Source organism: Sinorhizobium fredii USDA 257 (assembly GCF_000265205.3).
GTDB classification, from domain to species: Bacteria; Pseudomonadota; Alphaproteobacteria; order Rhizobiales; family Rhizobiaceae; genus Sinorhizobium; species Sinorhizobium fredii_B.
Genome location: NC_018000.1, coordinates 6,039,297 through 6,054,792 on the forward strand (window position 1 = coordinate 6,039,297; position 15,496 = coordinate 6,054,792).

The 15,496-nt window shown below is 64.2% G+C and carries 13 protein-coding genes; 1 reads left to right on the plus strand and 12 read right to left on the minus strand.

Annotated elements, in window-relative coordinates; translation table 11 throughout:
- Positions 1-165 precede the first annotated feature (165 nt).
- From USDA257_RS28340 to USDA257_RS28380, 9 genes are all read right to left on the minus strand, one after another.
- On the minus strand, positions 166-1,437 hold the full coding sequence (locus tag USDA257_RS28340; RefSeq protein ID WP_041414785.1) for a glycerate kinase type-2 family protein: 1,272 nt from the start codon (positions 1,435-1,437) through the stop codon (positions 166-168).
- Between the two features lie 4 nt (positions 1,438-1,441).
- Positions 1,442-1,759, minus strand: coding sequence for a Dabb family protein (locus USDA257_RS28345; RefSeq protein ID WP_041414786.1), 318 nt, complete (start codon positions 1,757-1,759; stop codon positions 1,442-1,444).
- A gap of 9 nt (positions 1,760-1,768) precedes the next feature.
- Positions 1,769-3,424, minus strand: a complete 1,656-nt coding sequence (locus USDA257_RS28350) for a GMC family oxidoreductase (RefSeq protein WP_014766425.1) — start codon at positions 3,422-3,424, stop codon at positions 1,769-1,771.
- Between the two features lie 92 nt (positions 3,425-3,516).
- A complete protein-coding gene (locus tag USDA257_RS28355) occupies positions 3,517-4,290 on the minus strand; it encodes a 3-ketoacyl-ACP reductase (protein WP_014766426.1) in 774 nt (257 codons plus the stop codon).
- Positions 4,287-5,807, minus strand: coding sequence for a GMC oxidoreductase (locus tag USDA257_RS28360; protein ID WP_014766427.1), 1,521 nt, complete (start codon positions 5,805-5,807; stop codon positions 4,287-4,289). The genes USDA257_RS28355 and USDA257_RS28360 overlap by 4 nt, the downstream gene beginning before the upstream one ends.
- Positions 5,804-6,916, minus strand: a complete 1,113-nt coding sequence (locus USDA257_RS28365) for an ABC transporter ATP-binding protein (RefSeq protein ID WP_014766428.1) — start codon at positions 6,914-6,916, stop codon at positions 5,804-5,806. Before USDA257_RS28365 ends, USDA257_RS28360 begins: the two co-directional genes overlap by 4 nt.
- Before the next feature lie 4 nt (positions 6,917-6,920).
- The gene (locus USDA257_RS28370) at positions 6,921-7,802 is read right to left on the minus strand and encodes a carbohydrate ABC transporter permease (protein ID WP_014766429.1); all 882 of its coding nucleotides are present in this window, start codon (positions 7,800-7,802) and stop codon (positions 6,921-6,923) included.
- Positions 7,802-8,680, minus strand: a complete 879-nt coding sequence (locus USDA257_RS28375; RefSeq protein WP_014766430.1) for a carbohydrate ABC transporter permease — start codon at positions 8,678-8,680, stop codon at positions 7,802-7,804. Before USDA257_RS28375 ends, USDA257_RS28370 begins: the two co-directional genes overlap by 1 nt.
- 170 nt (positions 8,681-8,850) lie before the next feature.
- A complete protein-coding gene (locus USDA257_RS28380; RefSeq protein WP_014766431.1) occupies positions 8,851-10,095 on the minus strand; it encodes an ABC transporter substrate-binding protein in 1,245 nt (414 codons plus the stop codon).
- Between the two features lie 334 nt (positions 10,096-10,429).
- Between USDA257_RS28380 and USDA257_RS28385 the strand changes: the two genes are divergently transcribed.
- Positions 10,430-11,479: a LacI family transcriptional regulator gene (locus USDA257_RS28385; protein ID WP_041414787.1), complete on the plus strand. Its 1,050-nt coding sequence runs from the start codon at positions 10,430-10,432 to the stop codon at positions 11,477-11,479.
- 113 nt (positions 11,480-11,592) lie between these two features.
- Here the strand turns inward: USDA257_RS28385 and USDA257_RS28390 are convergent, their stop codons facing one another.
- The 3 genes from USDA257_RS28390 to USDA257_RS28400 are packed head-to-tail and all read right to left on the minus strand — an operon-like array spanning position 11,593 to position 15,492.
- Entirely contained in the window at positions 11,593-13,101 is a 1,509-nt protein-coding gene (locus tag USDA257_RS28390) for an aldehyde dehydrogenase family protein (RefSeq protein ID WP_014766433.1), read from the minus strand.
- Complete coding sequence (locus tag USDA257_RS28395; protein WP_041414789.1) at positions 13,101-13,880, minus strand: enoyl-CoA hydratase/isomerase family protein; 780 nt, start codon at positions 13,878-13,880, stop codon at positions 13,101-13,103. The genes USDA257_RS28390 and USDA257_RS28395 overlap by 1 nt, the downstream gene beginning before the upstream one ends.
- Positions 13,873-15,492, minus strand: coding sequence for an acyl CoA:acetate/3-ketoacid CoA transferase (locus USDA257_RS28400; RefSeq protein WP_014766435.1), 1,620 nt, complete (start codon positions 15,490-15,492; stop codon positions 13,873-13,875). The genes USDA257_RS28395 and USDA257_RS28400 overlap by 8 nt, the downstream gene beginning before the upstream one ends.
- Between the last annotated feature and the right edge of the window lie 4 nt (positions 15,493-15,496).

A 15,496-nucleotide genomic window follows, 5' to 3' on the forward strand; every position in this document is an offset into this window, starting at 1 on the left:
GGGGGAGGGGCTCGGCGTTCGCTGTGATCGCCTGCTCATTTCCAACCTCTGCGTCTGCCTTAAAGGTCAATATGGAGGCCGGAAGCTGCAGCCCTTGAAGCCCCTCCCCCTTGTGGGGGAGGGGGTTTGGGGAGGGGGTCATATTCGCGCGGGTCCCCAGCCGGCTCACCGTATCAAAATCGCCCGGAAATCGTTGACATTCGTTCCGGTAGGCCCCGGCACGAAAAGGTCGTCGCTCGCGGCGAAGGCCGACCAGGCGTCGTGGCGGGCGAGATGGGCGCGCGGATCGGCTCCCGCCGCCCGCATGCGGCCGACGCTTTTCCCATCGGCAAAGGCGCCGGCATTGTTCTCCGAGCCGTCGATGCCGTCCGTATCGGCGGCGAGCGCATCGATGCCGGTAACACCATCGATGTCGAGCGCCAGCGACAAGAGGAATTCGCTGTTCCGTCCGCCCTTGCCGTAATCCTTGCCGGAAATCGTCACCGTCGTCTCGCCACCGGAAAGCAGCACGATTGGCTTGGTAAACGGTCGGCCGCGCAACGCCACTTCGCGGGCCAGTGCCGCATGCATGCGGCCGATGTCGCGTGCCTCGCCCTCGATCGCGTCCGACAGGATCATCGCCTCGATGCCGGACTCTCTGGCACGCGCGGCTGCAGCTTCCAGCGAGACGCTCGCCGAGGCGATCACATGAACTTCGTTGCCGGCAAAGGCTGGATCATCGGGACTCGGGGCGCGTGCAGCATCGGAGGAGAGATGCGCCATCACCCGCTCGGGCAGGATCATTGCGTAGCGCGCAACGATCTCGCGCGCCTCCTCGAGGCTCGACAAGTCCGGCACGGTCGGACCGGAGGCGACAAAGGCAGGATTGTCGCCCGGAACGTCGGAGACGACGAGGCTGACAACGCGCGCTGGCCAAGCCGCTAACGCGAGGCGCCCGCCCTTGATGCGCGAGACGTGCTTGCGCACCACGTTCATCGCCGAGATCGGCGCGCCGGACGCAAGCAACGCCCTGTTGACGGCAACCTCGTCCTCGAGCGTCAGACCATTTGGCGGCGCTGGCAGGAGTGCCGAGCCGCCGCCGGAAATCAATGCCACCACGAGGTCGTCCTCCGTCAGCCCTTCGACCTGTTCGAGCAGTGCCGTGGAGGCGCCAAGCCCTGCCTCGTCCGGCACCGGATGGGCCGATTGCAGCACCTTGATGCGCTCGCAGTTCTCGACCGGCCCATGGCGCGCGACAACGATACCCTCGAGCGGTCCGCCCCAGAGCCGCTCGAAGGCGGCCGCCATCTGGCTTGCCGCCTTGCCGGCGCCGACGACGATCGTGCGGCCCTTCGGCCGCGTCGGCAGATGAGCGCGAATGGCGGCGTAAGGGTCGGCCGCAATGACGGCAGCTTCGAAAAGGGAAGTCAAAAAGCGGCGCGGCTCAATCGGTACCATCGAATCAATCCGGGATTTCGAGATCGTAGACGAAGACACCTTGTACGCCGCCATCCGCCGCCGCAACGATTTTTCGACCAGTCTTTTGATGTTCCGGATCGCCGAGATAGGCGTCGCGGGCCTCGGCATCGGCAAAATCGACAATGAAGCCTTCGGCGTAGCCCTTGTCCATGCCTGTCTCCGGACTGATATTGGCGCCGACATGGATAGCCAGGAACCCCGAGAGGCGCTCCTTCAGGGCGGAAATCTCGGCGAAGATCGTCGCCTTTTCCGCCTCGCTCACCTCGGGGCGGAAGCGGATGAAAACGCAGTGGCGAATCATGTTTGCTCCTCAGCGAATATCGGCGCGGGCCCGCGGCCGCATGTCGTTGCGCTCGTGCTGGAACACCGCGGGCGGCAACGGTGGCAAGCCGCGGATGATATCCGCCCCCTTCTCGCCCATCATGATCGTCGGTCCGTTCGTATTGCAAGACGGCACCCGCGGCATCACCGAACTGTCGCAGACCCGCAAGCCCTCGAGGCCGCGAACCTTCAGGTCGAGATCGACGACCGCCATATGATCCGTGCCCATCTTGCAGGTACCGACCGGATGATGATCCGTCTTGGCATTGGCGCAGCCGTAGTCGAAGAGCTGCGCCTCGGTCTTGATATCCTTGCCCGGCAAACGTTCGGCCAGCACGAAGGGCTCGAGCGCCGGTTGTTGCATGATCTCGCGGGCGATCTGCAAGCCTTCGAGCGACATCTCTCGGTCATGCGGATCCTCCCAATAGTTTGGGTCGATCAGCGGCGCGGCGGCCGGATCGGCCGAGGAAAGCCGAACCGTGCCGCGCGAACGCGGATGCAGATAGGCTGAGTTGAGCGTGACGCCGGCATTCTTGAGCCGCGCGACGCCCGCCTCGATACCCGAGCCGAGGCCGAGATGGAACTGGATATCCGGCGAGCGGGCATTCGGATCGGCATACCAGAAGCCGCCCGTCTCGAAGAGCGAGGAGGCGACCGGGCCGCTGCGGAAAAGCACGTATTGCAGCCCGGCCCAGAGCGTGCGGTGCAGCTTGGCGACGTTGTCATAGGTGTGGTCGCCGGTGCATTCGGCAATCACGAAAAGGTCGAGATGGTCCTGGAGATTGCCGCCAACGCCGGGAAGATCGTGGCGGACCTCGACGCCGACCGAGTGCAGGTGATCGGCCGGGCCGATGCCGGATTGCAGCAGCAGTTTCGGCGATCCGATGGCGCCGGAAGAGACTAGCACCTCCCGTTCGGCACGGATCGTTTCGCTGCCCTTGGCGGTCACAACCTCCACGCCAACCGCCCGCCTGGCCTCGAGGACGATGCGGGCGACGCGGGCGCCGGTGCGCACCGTCAGATTCTTGCGATCCTTGATCGGCGAAAGGTAAGCGAGCGAGGCAGACGAGCGCCGGCGGTTGCGCTGGGTCAGCTGGTAGAAGCCGACGCCCGCCTGCTGCTTGCCATTGAAGTCGTGATTGTAGGGAATGCCAAGCTCCTGGCCGGCGCGGATATAGGCATCGCAGATCGGCAAGGCCGAGACTGGCATCGAGACGCCGAGCGGCCCGCCATAGGAATGATAGTCGTCGGCGAAGCGCTGGTTGTCCTCGGCCCGCTTGAAGTAGGGAAGCACGCTGCGATAGTCCCAGCCGGCGCAGCCGTCCTCGCTCGCCCAGAGGTCATAGTCGACGGCATTGCCGCGGGTGTAGAGCTGCGCGTTGATCGAGGAGCCGCCGCCGATCACCTTCGCCTGCGTATAGCGCAGCACCCTGCCCCTCATGTGCTTTTGCGGCACCGTCTGCCAGCCCCAGCTCGCCACGCCCTTGGTCATCTTGGCGAAGCCGGCCGGCATGCGGAACAGGGGGTTCCAATCGCCGCCGCCTGCCTCGAGCAGCAGCACCTTGACGGTCGGATCCTCGCTCAGCCGGTTGGCGAGCACGCAGCCGGCCGGGCCGGCACCGGTGATGATGTAGTCGAATGCCATTCTCCGTTTCCTCCACCGCCTCATTTGGAACGTTCCAAATACAAGGCGTAATAAATCCAACGGACGCCTCCGGCGAGGCAGTCCTTTCTGCTCTAAAGGCGGCTGATCGACAGGCCTCCGTCGGCCTGGATGACCGAGCCGGTGGCGAAGGCGAATTGGCCGTCGGCGAGGCCGGCGACGATATTGCCGATATCCTCGGGCTCGCCCCACCGCCGCACCGGCACCAGCCCGCCCGCAATCAGCGCATCGTATTTGCCCGAGACCGTGGCGGTCATATCGGAACGAATGATGCCGGGCCGCACCTCGAAGACCGAGATCCCGGTTTCGGCGAGCCTGAGCGCTAGGCCCTGGCTGAAGGCGGCAAGGCCTGCCTTGCTCATGCAGTAGTCGAGCCGTTCCGGCGAGGTCATCGCCGCCGAGACCGAGGTGATGTTGATGATCGAGCGCGGCGTGCTCGGCTTGATTGCGAGCATCGCCCTGACGACGGCTTGCGTGAAGAAGACGGTACCGCGCAGGTTGATGCCGACGATCGTATCGAAGTTTCCCGGCTTCAGGTCGAGGAAATCGCCGCGCACGACGGAAGCGATGCCGGCATTGTTGACGAGGCAGTCGATCCGGCCGAAAGCGGCGATCACCGCATCGACAGTCGCCTGATGGCCCGAAAGGTCCGCAACGTCGGCCCTCAGAAAGATGGCGCGCGCGCCCAGCGCGCCGAGATCCGCAATGACCGGCGCGACGCCTTCCGCATCGCCGATTCCGGTGATGGCGATGTCGAAGCCGCCCGCCGCCAGTGCACGGGCGATGCCGAGGCCAATGCCGCGACGGCCGCCGGTGATGATCGCGACGGGGCGCGCCTTGTCCGTCATGACCGAAGATCCTCTTTGGTGATGTGATCGGCGACACGCAGCGCCTGGGCCGCGACCGTCAGGGCCGGATTGACCGCGGCAGAGGTCGGCAGGAAGCCGGCATCGACGACGAAGAGATTGGGATGATCGAAGGCGCGGCAATAGACGTCGAGCGGCGCCAGCGCCGGATCGCTGCCGATCCGGACCGTGCCGCACTGGTGCGACGGCGTCCGCTTGTCGAAGGCGCGTGCCAGCACCACCGGAAAGCCGGCCTGCTTCAGCACCCGCTTCAGCTTGGCGACGAGCTGCAGATGCGCCTGCCAGTTCGTCCGCACCCATTTGAGCAGGATGCGCTCGCCGTCGACCATGACCCGGCTTTCCGGCGACGGCAGGTCCTCGCTCATGGCGTAGAAGTCGATGGCGCGGGAAGAAACCTGGCTCAGCAGCCATTCCGGCATCGACCGCATATTGGCCTTCAGGATCGCGCCGGAGACGCGGCCGAGGAGCTGGATATTGCCGAGCGGCGGCCCGCCCTCGCCGTCCGAGAGGTAGAAATCGTTGAGACCGAAGGTCTTCTGGTAGACGGAATCGTTGCGGTACCAGGGGCTGAGCGCAATCACCGCACTCGAATTGTGATTCATGAAATTGCGGCCGACCTGGTCGGACCGGTTGGCGAGTCCGGCCGGGTTGCGGTCACCGGCCGAGCGCAGCAGCAGCACGGCCGATTGCACGGCGCCGGCCGAGAGGATGACGAGCTTCGGCGAGACGCTGTGCTCGATGCCGTCCTTGACATAGTGCACGGAGGAAATCGTCTTCCCATCCGGCGCCGTCGCCAGTCGGGTGACGCGCGAACCGATCTGCAGCCGCACATTCGGATATTCGAGCGCCGCCGTCAGCGCCGCGGTTTCGGCATCCATCTTTCCGTCGAAGCTGTTCGGATGCGCATCCCACGGTGTCTTTCCTTTGGCGAGCCAGCGGTCGATATCGATCCCGAGCGGCAACGAATAGGGATGCATTCCGATCGCTGCCAGGCGCTTCCGCACCTTGGCGATTGCCGGCTCGTCCGGCACCGGCTTGTGCGGATAGTCGCTGGAGTGAGCCGGTTCGGTGGGGTCGTCACCGAGTTTGCCGCGCACCTGATAAAGCTCTTCCGCCTTGCCGTACCAGGGCTCGAGCTCCTCATAGGGAAACGGCCAGGCGGGCGACACGCCGTCGAGATGCCGCATCTCCTCGAAATCCTCGCGGCGGTATCGGGTGAGCACAGCGCCGTAGAATTTCGAGTTGCCACCGACATTGTAATAGTTGCCGGGGTTGAAGCCGGCGCCGCCCGCCTCGTACCAGGTCTCCTTCGGCCGGAAATGGCCGCGCTGGAAGATCGCCCGCTGATCGCGGTTGACCGGCAAGTCCTCGATGTGACCGCCGGCCTCGAGGATGAGGATTTCGGCGCCCGAAGCGGCAAGTCCCGCCGCAACGGTGGCGCCGCCTACTCCCGATCCGACGATGACGATATCCGGCTGGCTCTGCATGCTCTGGCTCATGCGATCCGCATCTGGCTCTCAGGGTCGAAGAACACTGCCTTGTCGAGATTGAAGGCGAGCCGCGACGTCTGGCCGGGCGCAATGCGGGCGTCGGCCCGGAGCCTTGCCACGATCTCCTTGCCGCCGAGCCGGGTGACCGCGAAGGTATCGGAGCCGGCCGGCTCGACCACCTCGATCAGGCAATCGCCCTCGGCGACGAACTTCGCATTGCGGTCGGCACCGTCCGGGTCGGTCAGCGCCTCCGGGCGGATGCCGAAGACGACGTCCCGGCCGGCATAGGCGGAGAGCGCGCCGTTATGCGGCACGGCAAGCCGCAAGGGCTCGGCATTCGGCCGCTCCAGCGTCACGGCGACGTCCCTGCCGGAGGTTTCGATACGGGCCTTCAACAGGTTCATCGCCGGCGATCCCATGAAGTCCGCAACGAACATATTGGCCGGATTGTTGTAGATCTCGGCCGGCGTGCCGAACTGCTGCAACACGCCATCCTTCAGGACGGCGATCTTGGTCGCGAGCGTCATCGCCTCGATCTGGTCGTGCGTCACATAGACGATCGTCGTCTTCATGCGATGGTGCAGGCGCTTGATTTCGGTGCGCATGTCGACGCGCAACTTGGCGTCAAGGTTCGACAGCGGCTCGTCGAAAAGGAAGAGCTTCGGGTCGCGCACAAGCGCCCGGCCCATGGCGACGCGCTGGCGCTGGCCGCCGGAAAGCTGGCCGGGCTTGCGCTCGAGCAGGTGGCCGATCTGCAGCATGTCGGCGACTTGGCGGATCGCCTTGTCGCGCTCCTCCTTCGGCACGCCGCGGATTTCCATGCCGAAGGCGATGTTTCCGGCGACCGTCATGTTCGGGTAGAGCGCATAGGACTGGAACACCATGGCGATATCGCGCTTCGACGGGTGGAGCCCCGACACCGAGCGGCCATCGATCGCGATGTCGCCAGAGGTAATCGGCTCCAGCCCGGCGATCGTGTTCAGGAGGGTCGACTTGCCGCAGCCGGACGGGCCGACGAGCACGAGGAAGCCACCCTGCTCGATCTCGATGTTGATGTCCTTCAGGATTTCGAGTGAGCCGTAGGATTTGCGCAGATTGCTGATTTTCAGGAATGACATGGGCTTATCCTTTCACGGCGCCGGACATCAGCCCGCGGACGAAGTAGCGGCCGGACACGATGTAGACGATGAGCGTTGGCAGGGCGGCGAGGATCGCGCCCGCGAAGTGGACGTTGTATTCCTTGACCCCCGTCGACGAGCTCACCAGATTGTTGAGCGCCACCGTCATCGGCGTCGAATAGGGGCCGGAGAACGAGGCGCCAAACAGGAAATCGTTCCAGATATTGGTGAACTGCCAGATGACCGAGACGACGATGATCGGCCCGGAGGACGGCAGCATGATCCGCAGGAAAATCTGGAAGAAGCTCGCCCCGTCGATCTGCGCGGCGCGCACCAGTTCGGTCGGGAACGCCTCGTAATAGTTGCGGAAATAGAGCGTCGTGAAGCCGATGCCATACACCACATGGACGAGGATCAACCCCCAGATCGACCCCGCAATGCCGAGAATCCCGAGGATGCGCGCCATCGGGATCAGCACGATCTGGAAGGGGATGAAGCAGGAGAGCAGCAGCATGCCGAAGAAGATGTTGGCCCCAGGGAAGCGCCACTTCGTCAGCACGTAGCCGTTCAGCGCGCCGATGATCGTCGAGATCGCGACGGCCGGAACGACCATCAGGATCGAATTGATGAAGAAGGGACGAAGACCGGTCGGCTGCACGCCGATCTGCGCGGTCGACCAGGCCGATAGCCAGGGCTCGATGGTCCAGGTCTGCGGCAGGTTGAGCATGCCGCCTTGGCGGATTTCATCGAGAGGCTTCAGCGAGTTGACCAACATCACGTAGAGCGGCAGCAGCGAATAGAACGCGAACAGGATCAGCGCCACGTAGATCAGCGCCCGGGTCAGGCGATTGTGCGAGATGACGTTCTCTGGACTGGGAGCGCCCATCAGCGTTTTCCTCCCCGGATTTCGGAATAGAGATAGGGAACGATGATCGAGAAGATCATCACCAGCATGATAATCGCCGACGAAGCACCGATCGCCATCTGGTTACGCGTGAAGGTGTAGGAATACATGAAGGTCGCCGGAAGCTCGGTCGCCTGCCCCGGCCCGCCGCCGGTCAAGGCGATGATCAGGTCGTAGGCCTTGATGGCGAGGTGGGCGAGGACGACGAAGGCCGACAGGAAGACCGGCCGCATCAGCGGAATGATGATCCGCCGGTAGATGGTCGGCGTGGTCGCCCCGTCGATCTGGGCGGCCTTGATGATCTCGTTGTCGACGCCGCGCAAGCCCGCCAGGAACATCGCCATGATGAAGCCGGTCGATTGCCAGACGGCGGCGATGACGACGCAATAGATCGCGTAGTTGCGGTCCTTGATCCAGTTGAAGGAGAAGCTCTCCCAGCCCCAGAGATGCATGGTGTTCTCGAGCCCGATACCGGGATCGAGGAACCACTTCCACGCCGTCCCCGTGACGATGAAGGAAAGCGCCATCGGATAGAGATAGATCGGCCTCAGAAAGCCTTCGGCGCGGATCTTCTGGTCGAGCAGGATCGCCAGCCCCAGGCCAAGCACCGAGCAGATGACGATATAAAGCGTCGCGAAGATCGCCAGGTTGCTGACCGCCCGCCACCAGTGCGGCAGGGCCCACAGCCTGCCGTAGTTCGAGAAACCCACGAAATTGTAGGACGGCAGCATCTTGCTGTCGGTCAGCGACAGGAAGCCCGTATAGACTATGAAGCCGTAGACGAACACCAGAACTATGAGAAAGCTAGGGGCGAGCACGAGCTTGGGCAAAAGCTCCTGCAGCCGGGTGCGGCTATCCATGTTTGTTACCACCGTATCGTTTCGTTTGGAGGGTCCTGCCCCTCATCCGCCTACCGGCACCTTCTCCCCGCACTTGGGGGAGAAGACGCGTGCCGAAGCGCCTCCGTCCCCTCTCCGCGCGAGCGGGGAGAGGGGACGGGTGAGGGGCTTATCACCCCCTTTTCCGTCGCTTACTTCGCAGCCTCGACCGCCGCGGCGAGTTCCTTCACGGCCTCTTCCGAGCTGAGTTCGCCATTGAACTGGCGGGTCACCACGTCATAGATCGCGTTCTTGACGGCGGCCGGGTTGGCATGGCCGTGCGCCATGGAACCGAAGAGCGTGCCATTGGCATTCGCCTCAGCGAGATCTTTCATGCCCTTCTTGCCGCAAGCGTCGAAGTCGGTGTCCGGAACGTCGGTGCGGGCCGGTACCGATCCCTTGACGACGTTGAAGGCCGACTGGAAGGTCGGGCTTTCGATGGCCGACGCCATCTGCAACTGCGCCGGAACCTTGTCTTCGGCAACCTTGAACATCACGAACTGGTCGGAGTTGAAGGTGACGGAGCCTTGCGTTCCCGGGAAGCGCATGCAGACGAAATCGGTGCCGGGCACCTTCTTCGCCTTCAGGAATTCACCCTTCGCCCAGTCGCCCATGAACTGCAGGCCGGCCTTGTTCTCGATGACCATGGCCGAGGCGAGGTTCCAGTCGCGCCCGGAGAAATTGTCGTCGACATAGGAGCGCAGCTTCGTCATTCGGTCGAAGGCTTCCTTCATCTTGTCGCCGCCGAGCGCTGCCGGGTCGAGATCGATGAAGGCCTGCTTGTAGAAGTCGTTGCCGAGCGAGAGAACGACGGCGTCGAAGATTGTCGCGTCCTGCCAGGGCTGGCCGCCGTGGGCGACCGGCGTAATGCCCTGCTCCTTGAACTTGTCGAGCAGCGCGATCAGCTCATCCCAGTTCGCCGGCTCCTTGCCGCCGGCCTTGTCGAGGGCGGCCTTGTTGATCCAGACCCAGTTGGTCGAGTGGACGTTGACCGGGGCAGCGATCCAGTGGCCGTCATATTTCGAGAATTGCTGCAGCGCCGTCGGAATGACCTTGTCCCAGCCTTCCTTGGCGGCAATGTCGTCAAGGTTGCCGAGCGCGCCTTCCTTGGCCCAGTCGAGAATGTCGAAGCCGAGCATCTGCACCGCCGTCGGCGCATTGCCGGAGGTGACGCGGGCGCGAAGCACCGTCATGGCTTCCGTGCCGCCGCCACCGGCAACCGGCATGTCGGTCCAGGTGATGCCCTTGCCTTCAAGATCCTTCTTCAGAACATCGAGTGCTCCCGCCTCGGCACCGGACGTCCACCAGTGCAGCACTTCCACGTTCTCTGCTGCGCGCGCGGCGGTCGCCGCCAACATCAGTGCTGCAACAGCCGTCGTCGTCATCAACTTGCGCATCGTTTTCCTCCCGTTTGCAAGTTACCGAAGCGGAAAGCTCCTCCCGCCTTTTAGAATTGCCACCCACTCCCGCGGGGCAGCTTGGGCTTGCGGCATGCGCCGCCCGCACAATTTAAAACGTTACAAATCACCACGAGTCAAGCGGACCACGCTTAGCCATACTCTTTGGCCCGAAACCGGCTGAATTTGCTGGCTTATATGGTCCAAAGTCGATGCTGCAATGCAGCATATCCCGCGTATCGCGGCCATTTAAAACGTTTGCATGATCCAATTGCCTATTGGTTCGCGTCACGTTACAAATGCCGCTCTCGAGCCCTCGCAGGAAAGCATCCTTTTGGCCGATCCTTCGAAACCCTTCCGCCCGGAAAGTGCCGCACGACGACGCGGCAAGCCAACCCTGCGCACCATCGCCGATATGACTGGATTGGCCGTGACCACGGTCTCGCGGGCGCTTGCCGACGCTCCGCAGATCTCGCTCGAAACGCGCCATCGCGTGCGCCAGGTGGCGCTCGACATCGGCTATGCGCCGGATCGCGCCGCGCAACGTCTGAAGACCGGGCGCACCAATGTGATCGCGGTGCTGCTCCAGCCGCATGAGGAGATCCTCGGCTACGGAACCTCCGTCATGGCTGGCATCGCCAAGGCGCTGCAGGGCACCGCCTATCACCTGATCGTCATGCCGAACTTCCTCGATTCCGCGAGTATCGAGGCGGTGAACTACATTATCCGCAACGGCATGGCCGACGGGCTGATCTTCTCGCGCACCGAACCGCTCGACCCGCGCGTCAAGCTTCTTTCGGAGACCGGCTTTCCCTTCGTCACCCATGGCCGCACCGAGCTTGCCACGGCCCATCCCTTCGTCGACTACGACAATTTCACCTTCGCCTATGAGGCGACGCGCCGACTGATCGCCAAGGGGAGACGCAAGCCGGCGCTGATCAGCGGCCCGGCCGGCTTCACCTTCACAAGCCACATCCTGCATGGTTTCATGACGGCGGTGCGCGAGGCGGGCTGCGCCTACGATATCCTCTCCGATATCGATCTCGACAGCCCGGCGGGCGCGATCCGCGATCGGATCCGCCGGCGCTACGCCGACAACGATCCGCCGGACGGCTTTGCCTGCGGCGGCGAAGTCTGCGCGCTGGCGACGATCACCGGCATGAGCGACTGCGGCCTGACCCTCGGCGTCGAGTACGACATCGTCGCCAAGCAGACCTCGCCTCTGCTCGGCGCCATCCAGCCGCGGGTCGACACGATCTACGAGGACCTGACCGAGACTGGCGAGCATATGGGGCGCATCCTTCTGCATCGCATCGGCGGCAGCACTGATACCGGCGAGTTGCAATTGCTGCTCGACCCCGAGCTTCGTTTCAAGTTGGGGTAGGCCGCCGGCGCGCGCAGCCGGAACCGAAAGGCGTGGAACCAGCCACCCCTTCCTCATCCTGTCTGCGGACATCGCCAACGAAACCATCTGCGAACAGCCTCCCCTTCCCGATCTCAGCGCGGCATCCACCAATTGGTGCGCTGGCCGATATGCATGTTGAGCGTCTTGGTCTCCGTATAGTCCTCCACCGCGTGCCGCCCGAGTTCGCGGCCGAGGCCCGACTGCCGGTATCCGCCGAAGGGCAGTTCCGAAGCGCCGTCCATGAAGGTGTTCATCCAGACGGTGCCGACGCGCACGCGCCGCCCGATCGTCAGACACGTATCGAAGTCGCGACTCCAGACACCGGCCGAGAGCCCGTAATCGATCGAATTGGCGATGCGGATCGCCTCCTCCGTCGTCTCGAAGGTCAGCACCGAGAGGACCGGTCCGAAAACCTCCTCGCGCGCTACCGCCATGTCCGGTCGGACGGCCGAGAGAATGGTCGGCGCCATGAACTGGCCCATGCCGAGATCGAGCGCCGCGCCGCCATGGCTGACGGCTGCGCCCTCGCCTGCGGCGGCGGATACATAGCCGGCGATCTTTTCGAGATGCTGCGGCGTGATGATTGCGCCGACCTGCGTCTCGGGATCGAGCGGATCGCCGACCTTGACCTTGGCAGAAAGCGCGGCGATGCGCGCAGTCACCTCTTCGGCAATGTCGCGATGCAGGATCAGCCGCGAGCCGGCATTGCAGCATTCGCCGGCATTGAAATAGGCGCCGAAGACGGCCGCATCGATGAATTCATCGAGATTGGCATCGGGAAAGACGATCTGCGGGTTCTTGCCGCCGAGTTCGAGCGACACCTTCTTCAGGGTCTGCGCCGCATTCGCCATGGTCAGCCGGCCGACGCCGGTCGAGCCGGTGAAGGAGACCATGTCAATATCCGGATGGCTGGAGAGCGGCGCGCCGACCTCCGGCCCCGTGCCGACGATGATGTTGACGACGCCTGCCGGCACGCCGGCCGCCTCGAGGATTTCGCCAAGCACGAGCGTCGAGGCGGAGGTGAGTTCCGAGGGCTTGACCACCGTCGTGCAACCGGCGGCGAGCGCGAAGGGTAATTTCTGGCTGACGATCAGGAAGGGGAAGTTCCAGGGCGTGATGATCGAGACGACGCCGATCGCTTCGCGCAGCACGACACCAAGGGTACCCTCGCCGAGCGTGTTGTAGCTCTCGCCTGAAAGATCTCGGGCAAGTGCGGCCGCATAGCGCCAGATGTCGGCGGCGCCTGCCAACTCGCCTTTGGCCTGGCTGATCGGCTTGCCGGATTCGATCGCGTCGAGAAAGGCGAGCTCGTCGGCGCGCCCGGCAATCATGTCGGCGGCCCTAAGGAGGACCAGGGAGCGCTCGGACGCCGTCATGCGCGGCCAGGGGCCATTGTCAAAGGCACGCCGCGCCGCAGCGATGGCGCGCTCGGCATCGACCTTCGTCGCCGCCTGGTAACAGCTGACGACGACGCCGTGGCCCGGTGCCACGCGCTCGATCGTCCGGCCCTCGGTGCCGGCCACCCATTGGCCGGCGATCAGCATGCGGAATTCGCGGAGCTTGTCGTCGCCGAGCGGCTTCGGCCTCAGCAGTACCGTCATCACCATTCTCCCTTGAAGCGCGCTTGGCGCTTTTCGCTGAAGGCTGCCACGCCCTCCTTGAGATCGCCGGTCTTGGCGACCAGGATCGAGCCCAGCGTCTCGACGGCAGCGCCGTTGTCCTCGCCATTCGCCGAAGCGATCATCAGTTTCGATATTTCGAGCGCCGCCGGCCCGCGGCTGGCAACGCGCGCGGCATAGTCCCGCGCCGCCGCCATGACCGTGCCGGTCTCGATCACCGCATCGACCAGCCCCTCGGCCTTTGCCTCCTCCGCGGAGAACATCTCACCGCCGAGCACCATGCGGCGGACGATCTGCGCGCCGAAACGCAAGACGAGGCGCTGCGTTCCGGACCAGCCGGGCACCATGCCGAGGCTTGTTTCGGGAAGGCCGATCTTCACTTGCCGTTCGGCGATGCGGATATCCGCGGCCGCCGCCAGTTCCAGGCCGCCACCGAATGCGGGGCCGTTCAAGGCGGCGATCACCGGCATGCGCAAGGTCGCCAGCCGCTCGAAGACGCGATGGCCGAAGCGCACCCAGTCATGGCCGAAAGCGGCGGGGTCCATGCCGCCCCAGGCCTTGATGTCGCCGCCGGCGGAAAAGGCCTTGCCCTCGCCGGTGAGAATCGCGACCCGCACATCGCGGTTCGCCTCGACCGTATCGCAGGCGGAAGCGAGCGCCTTCAGCATGTCGATGTCGAAGGCATTGAGCTTTTCCGGACGCGCCACCGTCATCGTCGCGACGGCACCATCGATCTCGACGCGGATGCGTTCGTCAGCCATGCGTGCCTCCAGTGATCTCACACCGCCGCTTGGCCGGCAGCTCGAGCCCAAACGGCGCCTCTTGGAACAGCACGGCATCCATGACCTTCAGCCTGTCGGAAATGATCAGCGGAAACTCCGACTGGTCGAGGACATGCGCCTGGAGATCGACGCCCGGCGCGATTTCGGTGAGCACGAGGCCCGCGGGCGTCAGCTTCATCGCCGCCCGCTCGGTGACATAGGTCACGTCCTGCCCCTGTTCGACCGCGCGGCGGCCCGAGAAGGTGACGTGCTCGACCTGGTCGACCAGCTTCTTGAGCTTGCCTTCCTTTTCGATGACGAGTTGGCCGTCGGCGACCGCAAGTTTCGCGCCGGCATTGAACATGCCGGAAAAGACGATCTTCCTTGCCCGCGCCGTGATATCGACAAAACCGCCGGCTCCGGCCGTCACATGCGGGCGAAAACTGAGCTTCGAGACGTTCACCGAGCCGCTGCGGTCGATCTCCAGGAAGGAGAGCAGCGATGCATCGAAACCGGCACCCTGGAAATAGGTGAACTGGTAGGGCGACGGCATGAAGGCATCCGCATTCGAGGCGCAGCCGAAGGCGAAGTCTAAGAGCGGCACGCCGCCGACCGCCCCCTGTTCGATCACCCAGGTGACAGCACCATGCAGCCCCTCTTCGATTAGGATACGCGGCACATTCGCCGAAATTCCAAAGCCGAGATTGACGGCGCTTCCCGCTTCGAGCTCCTGGGCGACGCGGCGGGCGATGACCTTCTGGATGTTGAATTCCGGGACGCGGAAACTGTCGAGCGGCCGGAAGATCTCGCCGGAGATCGCCGGATCGTAGAGCGTCTGTGTCGTCTGCTTCTGGTCGGGATCGACGATCAGATAGTCGACAAGGACACCCGGCACTCGCACGTCATGGGGCTTCAGCGAGCCCTCCTTGGCGATGCGCTTCACCTGAGCGATGACGATGCCGCCATTGTTGCGGGCAGCCAGCGCCTGGTCGAGCCCGCCAAGATAGGCGCCCTCGTGCTCGTAGGTGAGATTGCCGCGCTCGTCCGCTGTCGTGGCGCGGATGATCGCCACGTGAGGCGCGATCGCCTTGAAATACAGCCAATCCTCACCCTCGAAGGAAATCTTCTTCACGACCGGCTCGGCCGCTGCGACCGCATTCATCGCGCAGCCCTCGCGCGACGGGTCGGCGAAGGTGTCGAGCCCGACCTTGGTCATCACCCCCGGACGTTTTGCCGCCGCCTCGCGATGCATGTCGAAGAGAATGCCGGAGGGAATGTTGTAGGCCGCCACCTCGTTGGCACCGATCATCTGCCAGATCAGCGGCGGCTCGGCGCTCGACGGTCCGGAAGGATAGGAACCGCCGATGATCCTCTTCAGCAGACCCTTCCTGGCGATGTAGTCGACGCCCTTGATGCCGCTCATGTCGCCGGCGGCGATCGGATGCAGCGTCGTCAGCTCGCGCGGGTGGCCGGTCGCTTCGAAGCGCTCGCCAATCGCCTTCAGCATCAGGTCCGGGCAGCCGAGGCCGCTGGAGGATGAGACCGAGACGACGGCTCCGTCCGGTATCAGGGCAGCCGCTTGCGCCGGCGAAATATGCTTGCTGATAGACATGCGG